Here is a 14,895-nt window from a genome sequence, read left to right on the forward strand (position 1 = left end):
CGGGCCTGGTCAGCGGGCCCGGAACACCGTGACCGACGTGACATCGCCGCCGTCGACGGCGCAGTGCAGGACCGCGCCGGGGACCGGGTCGTCGCCGAAGCACGAGACCAGCACCCGATCGGGGCCGGTGGCCTGCACCTCGGTGCGCGGGAACTCCGCCAGCACGCCGGCGACCTCGTCCGCCGGCGCGGCCAGGTGCGCGAGGACGACCTCGCGCGGCGACGGCGGGGGCGGGATCGGCAGGCCGTGCCCTTCGAAGAGGCGGTTCAGCTGGTCGGCGGCGGAAACGGCGCGCGGGAAGCCCGCGAACGCCGCCGTCTGGACGACCACTTCGCAGACCTCGGCCGGCGACAGCCCGGCGGCGAGGCCGGTGCGGAGGTGGACGCTCAGCGGCGGCCCCACCATCCCGGCGGCGACGATCGCGGCGAGCGTGGCGGCTTCGCGCGTGCGGGCGTCGAGGGCCGGGCGTTCGTGCAGGTGGCCGTAGACGGTGCCGACGGCCAGCTCGCCCAGCGCGGGGACGGTCGCGAAGAGCGCGTCGAGGCGGGCCTTCCCGCCCTCGACGAGCCCGGCGAAGTTCTCGCGGCCGCGGTCGTGGAGGTCGGCCATCGGGTCGGTCATGGTTTGTCTCCTCAGCAGCTGCAGTCGCAACAGCTGCAACAATCGCAACAGTCGCAACCGCCGTCACAGCCGCAGTCGCATCCGTCGCACGTGCTCACCGGTTTTCCGCTCCACGGGCCAGGATAGGGATCGCGGCAGCAGAACTGGCAGGTGCAGCACATGTAGGGGGTGAGGGCGCAGCCGACGAAGAAGTTGCGCTTCTGGGGTGGGACGGCGAACTTCGGGTACCAGAGGCCGCCGCCCTTGCCGTCGTACGGGCCGGATTTGCCGGGGCCTTTGGGGTCCTTGGGATCGTCGGGGTCCTTGGGCCCGCCGGGGCCGCCTCCGCCGGGCCCACCCGGACCGCCGGGGCCGTTCGGGCCGCCTGGGCCACGTCCGCCGGGAGCGCTTGGCGGTGGGACCGGCCCTGGCGACGGAAACCCGTGGGGCTGCGAGCCCGAGCCGGGCGGAACCTGATGCGGGTGCTGCTGCGGCGCCGGCCCACGCCCGATCCAGCCCGGCGGCGGCTGCTGCCCGGCCGCGCCGCCCGGCCGGGAGCCGTGGTCGAGCGAGGAGCATTCGCCGGCCGATGAAGGGTGCCCGAAAGGCGAGCCCTCCGCCGGCTCCGAGCCGCGGCTACGGGTCGAGCCGTGGTCGAGCGAGGAGCGGCCACCGGCCGACAAGGAGTGCCCCACGGGCGAGCCGTGGCCGTGCCCGAAAGGGGAGCCCTCCTCCGCGACCAAGCCGTGGCGGTGGCCGTCGTGGCCGTTGGACAAGCCGTGGCCGAAGGCTCGCCGCACCGCTTGGCGGAGCTCGTGCACCAGCAACGCGTGCACCAGCGCCGGCTCGGTGAACTCCGCCTCGCGCAACGCCAGCTCCACCCCCAGTACCGCGTCATCGCACAGCCGCCGGGCCTCCTCCGGCCCCGTTCCCGTGGCCAGCAACGGGTTCCACGCCCCCGCCGCCGCGTCGGCGGCGTAGTCCTCCACCGCGTCCAGCAGGTGCGCCACCCGGCCGAACAGCCGGCCCGCCTCGGCCAGCGCGGCCGCGTTGCCCGGCTTGCCCGCCAGCTCCGCCGTCCGCGCGAACGCCGCCGCCGTTGCCCGCTCGGCCGGTTCCGTGGCCAGCAGCGGCGAGTCGCCCGGCCGGACCGATGACTCCAGCGCGCCCTGGCCCTCGACCGCCTCCGTCAGCACCGTCGTGTCGAACCCCACCTGGCCGCCCGTCCGGCGACCCTGCGCCGTCCAGCGGGCCGCGAGCCGGCGCGCGGCCGCCGCCACCGGGCGCCTGCCGAACGCTCCGTCGCCGTCCTCGATGTGGTCGCCGACCTTGGCCGCCGCCAGGACCAGGGACACCGCCGCCGCGAGCTGGGCGCCCTCGCCGCGGGCCACCGAAGCCGTCCGCATGCCCCGCAGCGGGCACGGGCCCGCTTCGCGCCGGCCGTCCGCGCGGGGTGCCTGCGCCTCGACCAGCACCGAGATGATCAACCCGTCGTAGTTGGTGACCACGCGGGCGAGCTGACCGTGTTCGTCGCGCAGCGTGAGGCACAGACCGCACAGGTGGGCCAGCCAATCCGCGTGCAGGTCGTCGGCCAGCCGGTGCCGGCACGGCCGGATGATCCCGAACATCCCCAGTTCCCCCTCGTTCCCGGAAGCTCGGCGCACCTTAGCCCGAACGCGTGACGCCCGGGGCGGGAGTTCGCGTTTCGTGACCGGCCCGGCAGGATGACCCGCATGGCCGCACTGCACCCCCCGAAGGTCGAGGTCTTCGACCCCGCCGCGCGCGCGAACATCGACCCGAAGGGCATCCGGCGGGAGGTCGAGGAGTTCCGCGAGGAGCCGTTCGGCCTGTACCTCGCCCGGCCGACCCCGGGCCGCGCCCAGTTCCACTACCTCGAGTCGTGGCTGGTGCCCGGGCTCGGCCTCCGCTTCACCGACTTCTGGTTCTCCCCCGGCCACGAACGCGACCAGGACTTCTACCTCGACGTCGTCCGCGTCCACCGGGACGGCCCGCGCTGGGTCGCCACCGACCTGTACGTCGACATCGTGCTCAAGGACAAGCTGTCCCTCCGGGTGATCGACACCGACGAGCTCCTCGAAGCCCTCGAAGCGGGCCTCGTCACCGCCCAAGAAGCGGAGTTCGCGCTGAAGACCACCTACACCGCCGTCGAGGGCCTGGCCGCGCACGGCTACGACCTCACCGCCTGGCTGGCCACCCTCGACATCGCGCTGACCTGGCGGCGCCACCCCTAGCCAAGTCCGGCCGGCCTGGCTTGACGACCTGCGTGCCTAGGGCTTCCAGCCGGTGGCGGCCGCCCACTTCTCCGCGCGGGCGAACACGCCGTTGACCCACTCCTGCTTCTCGTCGGCGTACGCCGCGACCGTGCCGTCGGCCGCGTGCGCCTCGGCCAGCCGCAGCTTCACGTCGCGGTAGTCGTCGCGCTCGGCCGCGTTCGCCCGGAGGAAGTCGCGGAAGAGCAGCGCGAGGCGCCACGCGGGCGTCTCCACCGACCGGACGTGCAGGTTCACCGGGCGCCGCGGGTCGGCGCCGACGTGCAGCCGCTTGGGCCACGTCCCGGTTCCGTCCTGGGCGTCGTCGGCCCAGTCGCCCTCCAGCCGCGGGAACCCGGCGTCGGCCAGCAGCCCGCCCAGCGTGTCCGCGTCGTCCAGAGTGGACACCGTGAGCTGCAGGTCGAGGATGTCCTTGGCGGGCAGCCCGGGCACGGCCGTCGACCCGATGTGGTCGCCGCGGTGGGCCAGCTCCCCCGCCACCGCGCGGACGCGGGCCAGCACCCGCTCGGCCTGGGCCGGCCAGCCGAGGTCGTACTCGGCGATCTTCGGCGACATCGGCGGCCGCGGCCGGCGCAGCCGCACGTTGGCCTCGAACGGCACCAGCCGGTCCGCCCACAGCGCGTCGACCTCGGCGAGCACAGCGTCTTCGGCGCCGCCGTTGTCCAGCCACACGTCCGCGACGGCACGGCGCTGCTCGGTGCTCACCTGCGCCCGGATCCGCGCCCGGGCGTCGTCCTCGGCCATCCCGCGGGCCGACACCAGCCGCCGCACCCGCACCTCGACCGGCGCGTCGACGACCACGACCAGGTGGTACGCCGTCGCGAGGCCGTTCTCGACCAGCAGCGGGATGTCGTGGACGATGATCGCGTCCGGCTTCGCGGCCGCCATCAGCTCCCCGGTGCGGACGCCGACCAGGGGGTGCACGATCGCGTTCAGCCGGTGCCGCGACTCGTCGTCGGCGAACGCCTTCGCGGCGAGCACGGGCCGGTCGAGCGAGCCGTCCGCGGCCAGGATCTCCGGGCCGAACTCCGCGACCAGCCGGGCGAGCCCTTCGGTCCCCGGTTCGACCACCTCCCGGGCGATCCGGTCGGAGTCCACCAGCACCGCGCCGTGTTCGGCGAGCCGGTTCGCCACGGTCGACTTCCCGGCCCCGATCCCACCCGTCAACCCCACACGCAACATGCCGATCACCCTAGTCAAGCGGCGGTCGCCCCTCCCGTGGACACGTCCGGTCAGATCTACGCCATCTGTGTGACAGGTGGGAAAATGTCGTAACACTCAGGTGGTCTGGCCGACTTCACCGGCGAGCGCGCCGCCGGGCGCGCGACCGAGGGAGGGACCATGGAGAAGCTTCGTTTGCGCGACAAGGTCTGGTTCGCCTGACCACTGCCGAGGGGGGCCGGTGAGGACGACGAAGATCAGCAGGGCGGCCACTGTGCTGCTGTGCGCGGGTGGGCTCGCCGTGGCGGTACCGGAAGCCGCGGCGGCCCCGCATGCACCGGTCTCGCGACCGGTGCAGTGCCTGTCGGGGGTCCGCCAGGTGCAGGTCACGTACCGGCACACCCCGATGCGACGGCTGTACGTCGTGCGGAGCGCGTGGATCCCGTTCACCACCTCGGGTGTCGCTCCGTGCCTGAAGACCTGAGGATCCGCAAGTCGATCGTGACGCGTGACTCAACCGATATCCGGACACGCCGTGTTGCTTACCCACCTCGAACCGCGCTGGTGCGTACGGTGCGCGCGACAGCGTCGCCCACGCGGAGGAACGATGGCGGACAGCAAGCACGCCGGGAGGCACCGGCTCGGCACGCCGGGGCTGGTGCACTGCGTGGTCCACCACCCGGTGGCCGAGGCGCTGGCGGACTACCGGCGGACCTGGGTGAGCACGCTGCTGGTCCCGGCCAAGCACAGCTTCGCCGGCCTCCGCCGCAAGGCCCGCGCGGCGGCGCTCGAACGCATCTGGGTGCCGACGGTCAGCCCGGTCAGGCCGGCCGCGGTCACCATGCGCGCCGCCTGAGCTGTGCCACCCGAGGCTTCGCCCGGGACGCTTAAGCGGTAGTCAGCGGCCGGTTTCCCGCGTCTCGATCGCGATCTCCGACGAGAGCGTCCGGTGCACCGGGCACTTGTCGGCGATCAGCATGAGCTTGGCGCGCTGATCGTCGTCGAGGTCGCCTTCTAGCTCGATCTCGCGGGTGATCCGGCTGAGCAGGCCGCGCTCGGTTTCGCACCGCGCGCAGTCTTCGGCGTGGATGCGGTCGTGCCGCAGCCGGACGGTCGCCCGGGTCAGCGGGATGCCCTTGCGGTCGGCGTACATCCGCAGCGTGATCGCCGTGCACGAACCCAGCGACGCGAGCAGCAGCTCGTACGGGTTCGGGCCCGCGTCGGCGCCGCCGACGGCGATCGGTTCGTCGACGAGCAGCGTGTGGGTCGCCGTGACGACTTGCTGCGTGTAGGTGCCGTCACCACTCGCGGTGACGACGACGGTGCCGGGCTCGGGGTGATCCATCCGCCTCAAGTCCTCTCGGGTGGCGCCCACGGGGCGGGACACCGCCGATCCGGACATCCGGCGCATTCCCAAGACGCGGCGGATATCGTATCTTCTGCTGCGAACGGGTCACCCGGACGCCGCCCGCGCCCGGCTGCCGCGAAGGGGGTGCGCCGTGGCCACCAGGCACTTGCCGATGCGTCCGGCCGACCAGGGCGGCCGCGAGCGCTACCTCGATGCGGCGTTGTCGGTGCTCGTGAACCGCGGGGTCCCCGGCCTGACCGTCCGCGGCGTGGCCGAGGCGGCCGGTGCGTCGACGCTCTCGGTCTACGCCCGCTTCGGCGGCCGTGCCGGCCTGCTCGACGCCCTGTACGAGCGCACGTTCGACTCGCTGCGGGAGTTGCTGGAAGGGCTGCCGCCGTCGAGCCACGACGGCGTCGCGGACCTGCTGCACCTGGCGCTGGAGTACCGGAACTTCGCCCGCGAGAGCCCGACCCGCTACGCGCTGATGTTCGAGCGCCCGGTGCCGGGGTTCGACCCGGATCCGGCGCTGCGGTCGGCGGTGCTGCGGACGACGTTCAGCCTGTTCATCGCCCGGGTCCAGCGGGTCTGCCCGCCGGGAGCGGACGCCCGCTCGCTGGCCTACCTGCTGTGGACGGCCATCCACGGCCTGGTCGGCGCGGAACTGCTGATGGCTTCGCGGCGGCCGCTGCCGGACTGGTTCATCCCGCCGACCGAAGAAGCCCACGAACAGATGTACCGCGACGGCGTCACGGCCATGATCGCCGGCCTCGGCCTGCGCAACCGCTGACCCGGAACACGAAGAACCCCCGGTCCGCTGGGGACCGGGGGTTCTCGTTCAGCTCAGCGAGCTAGTGCTCACGCACCGCCGGAAAGCTTCTCGCGGAGCGCCGCGAGCTGCTCGTCGGAGGCGAGGGTGCCGCCGCTGCTCTTCGTGTCGGTCGCGGTCGAGCCCGAGGTGTAGCTTTCCGCGCCACCTTCGATGCCCGTCGCCGCGTCCGCCGCCGCTTCCGCGTCGGCCTCGACGGCCTTCTGGACCTGCTTCATGTGGGCCTCGTAACGAGTGTGCGCCTCGGCGTACTGGCGCTCCCACTCCTCACGCTGCTTGTCGAAGCCTTCCTGCCACTCCTGGGTGTCCGGGTCGAAGCCTTCGGGGTAGATGTAGTTGCCCTCGGCGTCGTACTCGGCGGCCATGCCGTACTGGGTCGGGTCGAACTCGGTGTCCGGCGTGACACCCTCGTTCGCCTGCTTCAGCGACAGCGAGATGCGACGGCGCTCGAGGTCGATGTCGATGACCTTGACCATGACGTCGCCGTTGACCTGGACGACCTGCTCCGGGATCTCGACGTGGCGCTCGGCCAGCTCCGAGATGTGGACCAGGCCCTCGATGCCCTCTTCGACGCGCACGAACGCACCGAACGGAACCAGCTTGGTGACCTTGCCCGGCACGATCTGGCCGATCGCGTGGGTGCGGGCGAACTGGCGCCACGGGTCTTCCTGGGTCGCCTTCAGCGACAGCGAGACGCGCTCGCGGTCCATGTCGACGTCCAGGACCTCGACCGTGACCTCCTGGCCGACCTCGACGACCTCGGACGGGTGGTCGATGTGCTTCCAGGACAGCTCGGAGACGTGCACCAGGCCGTCGACGCCACCCAGGTCCACGAAGGCACCGAAGTTGACGATGGACGACACGACGCCCTTGCGGACCTGGCCCTTGGCGAGCGCGTTGAGGAACTCGCTGCGCACCTCGGACTGGGTCTGCTCGAGGTAGGCGCGGCGGGACAGGACCACGTTGTTGCGGTTCTTGTCCAGCTCGATGATCTTCGCCTCGAGCTCGCGGCCGACGTACGGCTGCAGGTCGCGCACGCGGCGCATCTCGACCAGGGACGCGGGGAGGAAGCCGCGCAGGCCGATGTCCAGGATGAGGCCGCCCTTGACGACCTCGATGACGGTGCCCTTGACGGGCTCGTCCTTCTCCTTGAGCTCCTCGATCGTGCCCCAGGCGCGCTCGTACTGCGCGCGCTTCTTGGACAGGATCAGACGGCCTTCCTTGTCCTCCTTCTGGAGAACCAGGGCTTCGACCTCATCGCCGACGGTGACAACCTCAGCCGGGTCGACATCGTGCTTGATGGAGAGCTCACGCGAGGGGATGACACCCTCGGTCTTGTAGCCGATGTCGAGCAGGACCTCGTCGCGGTCGACCTTGACGATCGTGCCTTCGACGATGTCACCATCGTTGAAGTATTTGATCGTCTTGTCGATAGCCGCGAGGAAGTCTTCCTCCGACCCGATGTCGTTGATGGCGACCTGCGGGGCCCCGGTGGGGGCGGTCGGGGCGGTGGCGGTGTCGGTGGTCATTAGGCGGGTTGCTCCGGTGGATGGAATCGAGGGTTGGCAGTTGTCGGCGCGAATGGGTGCATGCGACGACCCTGCAAGCAAACGTCCACCAGTGAACGACCGCGGCATGACCCGCATACGGTGCGCGACCCGAGTCCCAACCAGAAGCTGAGCGGAAGGCAGCGCGAACCCACTGCGCTAACACTTATCCTACGCGGCAGCCGCTAGGCGGCACAATCAGGGTCCCCCTGGCTCGCTAAGGTCCTCGCGGAAGCAAACCGCACGCACGAGGACGCAGGTGGCGCGAGCAGGCCACCGGGGACCGGAGACACCATCATGCCACCGGAGCAGGCGCCCGCGCCGGGGCGCCACGACGCCGCCGAGCACCGGCTGGGCACCACGGAGGTCGGCTACCGCGAGGTCGGCGGGGCCGAGGCCGCCGCCGCGAACCTCGCCTGGTGGGACGCCGACGCCGACGACTACCAGGCCGAGCACGGCTCGTTCCTCGGCGACGCCGACTTCGTCTGGTGCCCGGAGGGCGTCCGGGAAGCCGAGGCGCGGCTGCTCGGCGACGTCCGGGGCAAGCGCGTGCTGGAAGTCGGCTGCGGGCAGGCCGCCTGCGCGCGCTGGCTGGCCGCGGAGGGCGCGGACGCCGTGGCGACCGACCTGTCGGCCGGCATGCTCCGCCACGCCCGCGACGGCAACGCGCGCACCGGCCTGGCCGTCCCGCTGGTGCAGGCCAACGCCGAGCACCTGCCGCTCGCGTCCGGCAGCTTCGACGCGGCCTGCTCGGCCTTCGGCGCGGTCCCGTTCGTGGCGTCGGTGGACGCGGTCTTCGCCGAGGTGCACCGGGTGCTGCGGCCGGGTGCCCCGTGGGTGTTCTCGGTGACGCACCCGATGCGGTGGATCTTCCCCGACGACCCCGGCCCGCAGGGGCTCACCGTCACCCAGCCGTACTTCGACCGCACGCCCTACGTCGAGGTCGACGACGAGGGCACCGCCACCTACGTCGAGTACCACCGCACCCTCGGCGACTACGTGCGCGCGCTGGCCGGGGCCGGGTTCACCCTCACCGACCTGGTCGAGCCCGAGTGGCCGGCCGGGCACACGCGGGTGTGGGGCCAGTGGAGCCCGCTGCGCGGCAAGCTCTTCCCGGGGACCGCGATCTTCCGCACGCACCGCTCGTGACCACCCTCGAAGCCCAGCAGAACGCGCGGTTCGCCGCGCTCGACCCGCTGCTCCCGCCGATCGCGGCCCCGCCGTCGCCGTCGAGCGAGCCGCTGATGGTGACCGTGGGCGGTCGCAAGGCCGGCGGCCTGCTGACGAACGTCGTGCACGCGCCGGGGTCCTGGCCCGCGCTCTGGGGGCCGTCGGACATCCGGGACCTGACCGCGGTGCCGGGCGACAGCGGCGCCGCGGGCCTCGCCGCGCTGCTCGGCGCGTGGCGCGACCGGCTGCGCGGGACGCCGGCCGGCCCGGACTCGGCCTGCACGCTGACCTGGCCCAGCCGCGACGCCGAGGCGTCCGCGGTGCTCCTGGCGCACGGGTTCGCGCCGATGACGTGCCTGGCCGTGCGGCCCCTGGCCGCGCCCGCCGATCCCGGGACGGCGCCGGTGACCGTCCGCCGGGCCGGCGAGGGCGACCTCGACGCGCTGACCGAGCTGCGGCTGGCCGAGTGGCGCTACACCTCGCTGGTCGGCACCGCGGTGCCGCGGCCGGGCGCACCGGAGCTGCTGCGCGCGGAAGTCGTCCGCGCCCTGCGCTTCAGCGGGCTGGTCTGGCTCGCGGAGGAGGACGGCGGCGTGCCGGCCGGAATGGCCTCCTGCGCGCTGGCCTGGGCCACCCCGGGCAATTCCGTCCACGGCCGGCTGCTCCCGGGCCGCTGGGGGTACGTCGACACGCTGTCGATCGCCCCCGCGGCCCGCGGCGGCGGGGTGGGCCGGGCGCTGATGGCGGTGGCGCACCGGGAACTGCTGACGCACGACGTGCGCGGGACGTTCCTCTTCTACCACCCGCCGAACCCGCTTTCGCCGGTGTTCTGGCACCGGCAGGGCTATCGTCCACTGTGGACCATGTGGCTCCGCCGCCCGGCCTGGTCCTGACCGCACGACCCGAGGGGAACCATGGACATCGCCGAGCCGCTGCTCGCGGCGCACCGGGCGCGCTTCGCCGCCGTCGACGCGCTGCTGCCGCCGGCCGCGCCACCGGCCGGCGGTGAGCGCCTGGACGCGGCGACGGCGGACGGCACGCAGGTCACCGGGGTGCTGCAGCGCCACCGGTTCACCCGCGCCGACGTCCCGATGCTGTGGTCGGCCGCCGACACCTGGCAGCTCTTCCCCTACTTCGGCGACACCGGCACCGAAGGCGCGGACCTCCTGCTGCGCGCGCTGAAGGGCCGGCTCGAGGCGGAAGACACCGGCGGCGACTCGGCGTGCGTGGTCGTCTGGCCCAGCCGGGACGCCGAGGCGATCCGCGCCTTCCTCGACCACGGTCTCGTGCCGCTCTCGGCGGTCGGCGTGCGCACCGCTCCCCCGCCGGCGGCCTCGCCGGGGGTTTCGGTCCGGCGCGCCGGACCCGGCGACTTCGACGCGGCACTCGAGCTGGCGGCGGCGACGTTCGACTACACCGGGCTCGTCGCCGCGCCGCGCCGGGACAACACGGCCGAGCTGCTGGCGCCGTCCTTGCGGGACGCCCTGGCCGCGGACGAGCCGGCCGTCTGGCTGGCCGAGGCGGACGGTTCGGTGTGCGCGTTCGCGCACTGCGCGTGGCTCGACGCGGTCCCGGGCACCGAAGCGGGCGAGCTCCTCCCGCCGGGGCGCTGGGGGTACGTGAACAACGTCGTGACCGCCCCCGGCGAGCGCGGCGGCGGGTTCGGCCGGGCGCTGATGGCCCACGTGCACCGGGAGCTGCACCGCGGTGGCGCGACCCGTACGTACCTGTACTACAACCCGACCAACCCGCTGTCCTCGGTGTTCTGGCACCGGCAGGGCTATCGTCCACTGTGGACGACGTGGGAGGTACGCCCCGCGGCGGCGCTCCGGTGACGCGCGGCCCCGCCAGGTAAGCCACCCACAAGTGTGACGTGCGTCCGGTGATCTTGCCGCCGGCTCCCGCCGGGACTAGTTTTTGAACTGACCGGTCAGTTCAAAAGTTCGCGAAGCGGGAGAAACCGTGCAGGTCCGAGCCGATCGGGTGTCCCTCGAAGGGCACCACGGCACCTTGTTGCCGCCCACCTCCCTGACCTTCGGCGAGGGCGACCTGGCGATCGTGCACGGCGAACCCGGCGTCGGCGTCACGGCGTTCGGCCTCGCGCTGGCCGGCCGGCTCAAGCCGACCACCGGCACGGTGCACGCCGAGGGCGTCGACGCCCCGCTGACCGAGCTCGTCGCCGTCGTCGACGCCCCGGGCGTCAGCGAACCCGACGACGCGCTGCCCCTGCGCGTGGTCGCCGGCGAGGAACTGGCGCTGGCCCACCGCCCGGCGGGCAAGGAGGACGTCGCCCGCTGGCTCGCCGAGCACGACGCCGCGCCGTTCGCCGGCACGCGCTTCGAGAACCTCACCCCGGCGCTGCGCACCCGGCTGCTCACCGAGCTGGCCGCCGAGCGCCAAGGCGTGCGCGTGCTCGTGCTCGACACCCCCGACCGGCACACCAGCGACGTCGGCGGCTGGGCCGGGCTGGCGCGCGAACAGGCCGGACGCGGCCTGGCCGTCGTTGTCCTGACCGCCACCACGCCGCTGTCCGCGCTGCCCTTCACCCCCGCGCTCCTCGGCGCGGCCGAGCAGCCCGCGCCGGAGCACTGTGCTCCTCCCGAGGGTGCTGTCCCCGAGAGTGCTCCCCCCGCCGTCCCCGAACCCACCGAAGAGCTCACCGAGAGCACTGACGGAGTCCCCGAATGAACGCCTTCCGGATCGCGCGCAACGAGCTGCGCCGCCTCTCCACCGGCACCCTGCCGAAGCTCGCGCTGGTCGCGCTGGTGCTGGTGCCGCTGCTCTACGCGTCCTTCTACCTCTACGCGAACTACGACCCGTACGGCCGGCTCGACAAGCTGCCCGCCGCGGTCTTCACCAGCGACACCGGCGCCAAGGACTCCAGCGGGCACGAACGCAACGTGGGCCGCGAAGTGACCGACGAGCTGGTCAAGTCCGGCACGTTCCAGTGGCACGAGGTGTCCGAGCAGGAGGCCCGCGACGGCGTCCGCGACGACAAGTACTCGTTCGCCATCGGCATCCCGAGCGGCTTCTCCGCCGCGCTGCTGTCGGTCGGCAACTTCCAGCCGCAGCAGGCGACGATCACGCTGACCACCAACGACGCCAACAACTACCTGTCCGGCACGATCGCGAAGCAGGTCGCCGAGCAGGTCCGCAAGACGATCGCGGAGAAGGTCGGCAGCGAGGCCGCGGACCGGTTCCTGGTCGGCTTCTCCACGATCTACGCCAAGACCCAGGAGGCCGCCACCGGCGCCGCGCAGCTCGCCGACGGCGCCACGCAGCTCAAGACGGGGCAGCAGAAGCTGGCCGACGGCGCGGCGAAGCTCGCGGACGGCTCGTCGACACTGGCGACCGGCCTGGGCACGCTGAAGAGCGCCACCGCGGACCTGCCGTCCCAGACGCAGAAGCTGGCCAGCGGCGCTTCGCAGGTGGCCACCGGTGACCAGAAGGTCGCCGACGCGGCTTCGATCGCCGCGACGGCGTCGTCGGACATCCAGGGCAAGCTCGACTCCTACCGCACCCAGCTGCAGGCGGACCTGCGCGACGCCGGCGTGCCGGACGCCCAGGTGCAGGCCATCCTGGCCAAGGCCGACCAGCTGCGCTCCCCGGTCGACCAGGCGAACGGCAAGATCCAGCAGGCCAACGGCGACCTCGCGAAGCTGGCCGACGGCGCCCGCCAGGTGTCCGACGGCGCAGCCAAGCTCGCCGCGGCGTCCCCGCAGCTGGCGAGCGGCATCGCCCAGGCGTCCGACGGCGCGAACCAGCTGCGTGACGGGGCGTCCCAGCTCAGCGACGGCGAGAAGACCGCCGTGACCGGCACGAACCAGCTCGCCGACGGCGCGGTGAAGCTGCGTGACGGGCTCGCGGCCGGGCTCCAGCAGATCCCGAACCCGGACGACCCGACCCGCAACGCGACGGCCAACACGATCGCGGACCCGGTGGCGGTCAACGCCAACGGCGAGGCGTCGGCGGGGACCTACGGCGCCGGCCTCGCGCCGTTCTTCATCTCGCTGGCCACCTGGATCGGCGCGTTCGTGCTGTTCCTGATCCTGCGCCCGCTCTCGACGCGCGCGCTGACCGCGGGCGCGGCCCCGTTCCGGGTCGCGGTCGGCGGCTGGCTGTCCTCGGCACTGCTGGGCATCGCGCAGGTGGTCGTCCTGTTCGGCGCGGTGACGTGGCTGGTCGGCATCCACATCGCGCACCCGCTGCCGGCGATCGGGTTCGCCGTGCTGGTGTCGCTGACGTTCACCTCGGTGGTGCACGCGCTCAACGCGTTCTTCGGCGCGGTCGGCAAGTTCCTCGGCCTGGTACTGCTGGTGCTGCAGCTGGTGAGCGCGGGCGGCACGTTCCCGTGGCAGACGATCCCGGACGCGCTGTACCCGCTGCACGTGGTGCTGCCGATGGGGTACGCGATCGACGGCTTCCGCCACCTGTTCTACAGCGGCGCCACGACGACGCAGCTGCTCGGCGACGTCGGCGTGCTGCTGGCCTACCTGGTGGGCGGGATCCTGGTGTCCACTTTGGCGGCCCGCAAGCGTCGCGTTTGGACGGTGTCCGCGCTCAAGCCCGAGCTGAGCCTGTGAGCGGCGCGACGAAGCAGAAGCTCTTCGAGGCGACGCTGGAGCTCTCGAAGAGCCGGGGCCTGGTGGGCCTGACGGTCGACGACATCGCGGCGGCGGCGGGCGTCGCGAAGGGCACGGTGTACTACAACTTCGGGTCGAAGGACGGCCTGGTCGACGCGTTGCTGCGCTACGGCGTGGACATGCTGGCCGGCCGGCTGCGCTCGGCGGTGTCCGACGGGGATCCGCTGGACGTGATCGAGGCGCAGGTCGACACGACGCTGGAGTTCATCGCGCAGTATCCGGGGTTCTCCCAGATCCTGGTGAGCGAGCTGTGGCGGACGCCGGGCCAGTGGCACGGGACGTTGTCGTTGCTGCGCGAGGAAATCATCTCGATCGTGAAGCAGCAGTTGTCGCGGCTGGAGGAGGCGGGCCGGTTGCCGGAGGGCGTCGAGATCCCGACGGCGGCGGCCGGGTTGTTCGGCACGATGCTGGTGGTCGCGCTGGACTGGCAGGTGTTCGGGCCGCAGCGGACCCGGGCCGAGGTGCGCGACGCGGTGATGGTGCTGATCCGCGGCCTGGGCCGCCGCTAGCCGGCGGCGCGCGCCTTCGCGCGGTACCGGCCCGGGGTCTGGCCGACGAGGTCGGTGAAGGCGTCGATGAAACTGGTCGGGTTCGCCCAGCCCAGCCGGATCGCCGTGTCGGTGACCGAGGTGCCTTCGCCGAGTTCGAGCACGGCTCGCTGGATGCGCAGCAGCGTGCGCCACTGGTGGAAGCTCATCGACAGTTCGCTACCGAACAGCCGGCTGAGCGTCCGCTCGCCCGAACCGGTCCGGTGCCCCAGCTCGGCCAGGGTCGCCGGGCTCGCCGGGTCGGCGTGCAGCAGGTCGGTGACGGCCTTGAGGCGGGGGTCGCGCGGCTCCGGGAGGCGCAGGGGCTCCCGCGGGGCGCGGTCGAGCTCGGTGAGGACGACCTCGAGCAGCAGCCGGGCCCGCGGGCTGCCGGCCGGTTCGTGGTCGCCGGTCACCGCCAGGTAGGCCTCGCGCAGCAGCGCGCTGGCCGTGAACACCGAGGGTTGCTCAGGCAGCCGCCGGGCCGGCCCCGCCGGGACCTCGAGCAGCCGGACGACGGTCACGCCGTGCGCGCGGCTGCCGTGCAGGTGGAACGGGGGCACCCAGGTGATGCGGTTCGCCGGCGCCACCCAGGTGCCGGCCCGGGTCGTGGTGACCAGTGCCCCGGAAGCGGCGTACCTGAGCTGCCCGAAGTCGTGGGAGTGCGGGGGAACGTCCTCTCCGTGGGCCAAGGGCGGGCACCCGGCCACCGACTCGATCATGCCCCCACGATACGACGGCGGGTTTCCGGAATTTCCCGGCGGGACACCGGTGGTACGCCT

The 14,895-nt window shown here is 72.9% G+C and carries 16 protein-coding genes; 10 read left to right on the forward strand and 6 right to left on the reverse strand.

Annotated features, from left to right (window positions below; all coding sequences use genetic code 11):
* Positions 1–9: 9 nt before the first annotated feature.
* Together C2L58_RS17865 and C2L58_RS17870 are read right to left on the reverse strand one after the other, a co-directional pair.
* Positions 10–621, reverse strand: a complete 612-nt coding sequence (locus tag C2L58_RS17865; protein ID WP_103338718.1) for a carboxymuconolactone decarboxylase family protein — start codon at positions 619–621, stop codon at positions 10–12.
* An 11-nt stretch (positions 622–632) separates the two neighbouring features.
* The gene (locus tag C2L58_RS17870) at positions 633–2,228 is read right to left on the reverse strand and encodes a DUF5685 family protein (RefSeq protein ID WP_103338719.1); all 1,596 of its coding nucleotides are present in this window, start codon (positions 2,226–2,228) and stop codon (positions 633–635) included.
* 105 nt (positions 2,229–2,333) lie between these two features.
* Here C2L58_RS17870 and C2L58_RS17875 point away from each other — a divergent pair, with 105 nt between their 5' ends.
* Positions 2,334–2,852 carry a DUF402 domain-containing protein gene (locus C2L58_RS17875; RefSeq protein ID WP_103338720.1) on the forward strand — a complete coding sequence of 173 codons (519 nt, stop codon included), beginning with the start codon at positions 2,334–2,336 and terminating at the stop codon, positions 2,850–2,852.
* 36 nt (positions 2,853–2,888) lie between these two features.
* Here C2L58_RS17875 and coaE read toward each other — a convergent pair whose 3' ends face one another.
* Entirely contained in the window at positions 2,889–4,073 is a 1,185-nt protein-coding gene (gene coaE, locus C2L58_RS17880; protein WP_103338786.1) for a dephospho-CoA kinase, read from the reverse strand.
* A 220-nt stretch (positions 4,074–4,293) separates the two neighbouring features.
* On the opposite strand from coaE, the gene C2L58_RS17885 reads away from it, so the two are divergent.
* Both C2L58_RS17885 and C2L58_RS17890 read left to right on the forward strand, forming a co-directional pair.
* Positions 4,294–4,536: a hypothetical protein gene (locus tag C2L58_RS17885; protein WP_103338721.1), complete on the forward strand. Its 243-nt coding sequence runs from the start codon at positions 4,294–4,296 to the stop codon at positions 4,534–4,536.
* A gap of 123 nt (positions 4,537–4,659) precedes the next feature.
* On the forward strand, positions 4,660–4,908 hold the full coding sequence (locus C2L58_RS17890) for a hypothetical protein (protein WP_103338722.1): 249 nt from the start codon (positions 4,660–4,662) through the stop codon (positions 4,906–4,908).
* Between the two features lie 42 nt (positions 4,909–4,950).
* Here the strand turns inward: C2L58_RS17890 and C2L58_RS17895 are convergent, their stop codons facing one another.
* Complete coding sequence (locus C2L58_RS17895) at positions 4,951–5,397, reverse strand: OsmC family protein (protein ID WP_103338723.1); 447 nt, start codon at positions 5,395–5,397, stop codon at positions 4,951–4,953.
* 175 nt (positions 5,398–5,572) lie between these two features.
* Between C2L58_RS17895 and C2L58_RS17900 the strand changes: the two genes are divergently transcribed.
* Positions 5,573–6,187 carry a TetR/AcrR family transcriptional regulator gene (locus tag C2L58_RS17900; RefSeq protein WP_103338724.1) on the forward strand — a complete coding sequence of 205 codons (615 nt, stop codon included), beginning with the start codon at positions 5,573–5,575 and terminating at the stop codon, positions 6,185–6,187.
* 68 nt (positions 6,188–6,255) lie between these two features.
* Here C2L58_RS17900 and rpsA read toward each other — a convergent pair whose 3' ends face one another.
* Positions 6,256–7,755 carry a 30S ribosomal protein S1 gene (rpsA, locus tag C2L58_RS17905; RefSeq protein WP_103338725.1) on the reverse strand — a complete coding sequence of 500 codons (1,500 nt, stop codon included), beginning with the start codon at positions 7,753–7,755 and terminating at the stop codon, positions 6,256–6,258.
* Positions 7,756–8,070: 315 nt separating this feature from the next.
* Between rpsA and C2L58_RS17910 the strand changes: the two genes are divergently transcribed.
* From C2L58_RS17910 to C2L58_RS17935, 6 genes are all read left to right on the forward strand, one after another.
* On the forward strand, positions 8,071–8,922 hold the full coding sequence (locus C2L58_RS17910; RefSeq protein ID WP_103338726.1) for a class I SAM-dependent methyltransferase: 852 nt from the start codon (positions 8,071–8,073) through the stop codon (positions 8,920–8,922).
* Complete coding sequence (locus C2L58_RS17915) at positions 8,919–9,836, forward strand: GNAT family N-acetyltransferase (RefSeq protein WP_103338727.1); 918 nt, start codon at positions 8,919–8,921, stop codon at positions 9,834–9,836. The genes C2L58_RS17910 and C2L58_RS17915 overlap by 4 nt, the downstream gene beginning before the upstream one ends.
* A 21-nt stretch (positions 9,837–9,857) precedes the next feature.
* Positions 9,858–10,778, forward strand: a complete 921-nt coding sequence (locus C2L58_RS17920; protein ID WP_103338728.1) for a GNAT family N-acetyltransferase — start codon at positions 9,858–9,860, stop codon at positions 10,776–10,778.
* Between the two features lie 127 nt (positions 10,779–10,905).
* Positions 10,906–11,631, forward strand: a complete 726-nt coding sequence (locus C2L58_RS17925) for an ABC transporter ATP-binding protein (RefSeq protein WP_103338729.1) — start codon at positions 10,906–10,908, stop codon at positions 11,629–11,631.
* A complete protein-coding gene (locus C2L58_RS17930) occupies positions 11,628–13,526 on the forward strand; it encodes a YhgE/Pip domain-containing protein (protein WP_103338730.1) in 1,899 nt (632 codons plus the stop codon). The genes C2L58_RS17925 and C2L58_RS17930 overlap by 4 nt, the downstream gene beginning before the upstream one ends.
* A complete protein-coding gene (locus C2L58_RS17935) occupies positions 13,523–14,095 on the forward strand; it encodes a TetR/AcrR family transcriptional regulator (protein ID WP_103338731.1) in 573 nt (190 codons plus the stop codon). The genes C2L58_RS17930 and C2L58_RS17935 overlap by 4 nt, the downstream gene beginning before the upstream one ends.
* On the opposite strand, the gene C2L58_RS17940 is transcribed toward C2L58_RS17935, so the two are convergent.
* Positions 14,092–14,835 (reverse strand): AraC family transcriptional regulator, encoded by a 744-nt coding sequence (locus C2L58_RS17940; RefSeq protein ID WP_103338732.1) that lies wholly within the window; start codon positions 14,833–14,835, stop codon positions 14,092–14,094. The two genes, C2L58_RS17935 and C2L58_RS17940, sit on opposite strands and share 4 nt — an antisense overlap.
* Between the last annotated feature and the right edge of the window lie 60 nt (positions 14,836–14,895).

It is taken from the genome of Amycolatopsis sp. CA-126428, assembly GCF_002904335.1.
Lineage (GTDB): Bacteria > Actinomycetota > Actinomycetes > Mycobacteriales > Pseudonocardiaceae > Amycolatopsis.

What these genes read in the sequence shown, in the direction of transcription:
- C2L58_RS17900 (WP_103338724.1), top strand. Translation starts at nt 5,573, where the DNA reads ATGCGTCCGGCCGACCAGGGCGGCCGCGAGCGCTACCTCGATGCGGCG.
- C2L58_RS17930 (WP_103338730.1), top strand. Translation starts at nt 11,628, where the DNA reads ATGAACGCCTTCCGGATCGCGCGCAACGAGCTGCGCCGCCTCTCCACC.
- C2L58_RS17920 (WP_103338728.1), top strand. Translation starts at nt 9,858, where the DNA reads ATGGACATCGCCGAGCCGCTGCTCGCGGCGCACCGGGCGCGCTTCGCC.
- C2L58_RS17870 (WP_103338719.1), bottom strand. Translation starts at nt 2,228, where the DNA reads ATGTTCGGGATCATCCGGCCGTGCCGGCACCGGCTGGCCGACGACCTG.
- C2L58_RS17865 (WP_103338718.1), bottom strand. Translation starts at nt 621, where the DNA reads ATGACCGACCCGATGGCCGACCTCCACGACCGCGGCCGCGAGAACTTC.
- C2L58_RS17910 (WP_103338726.1), top strand. Translation starts at nt 8,071, where the DNA reads ATGCCACCGGAGCAGGCGCCCGCGCCGGGGCGCCACGACGCCGCCGAG.
- rpsA (WP_103338725.1), bottom strand. Translation starts at nt 7,755, where the DNA reads ATGACCACCGACACCGCCACCGCCCCGACCGCCCCCACCGGGGCCCCG.
- C2L58_RS17875 (WP_103338720.1), top strand. Translation starts at nt 2,334, where the DNA reads ATGGCCGCACTGCACCCCCCGAAGGTCGAGGTCTTCGACCCCGCCGCG.
- C2L58_RS17940 (WP_103338732.1), bottom strand. Translation starts at nt 14,835, where the DNA reads ATGATCGAGTCGGTGGCCGGGTGCCCGCCCTTGGCCCACGGAGAGGAC.
- coaE (WP_103338786.1), bottom strand. Translation starts at nt 4,073, where the DNA reads ATGTTGCGTGTGGGGTTGACGGGTGGGATCGGGGCCGGGAAGTCGACC.
- C2L58_RS17890 (WP_103338722.1), top strand. Translation starts at nt 4,660, where the DNA reads ATGGCGGACAGCAAGCACGCCGGGAGGCACCGGCTCGGCACGCCGGGG.
- C2L58_RS17895 (WP_103338723.1), bottom strand. Translation starts at nt 5,397, where the DNA reads ATGGATCACCCCGAGCCCGGCACCGTCGTCGTCACCGCGAGTGGTGAC.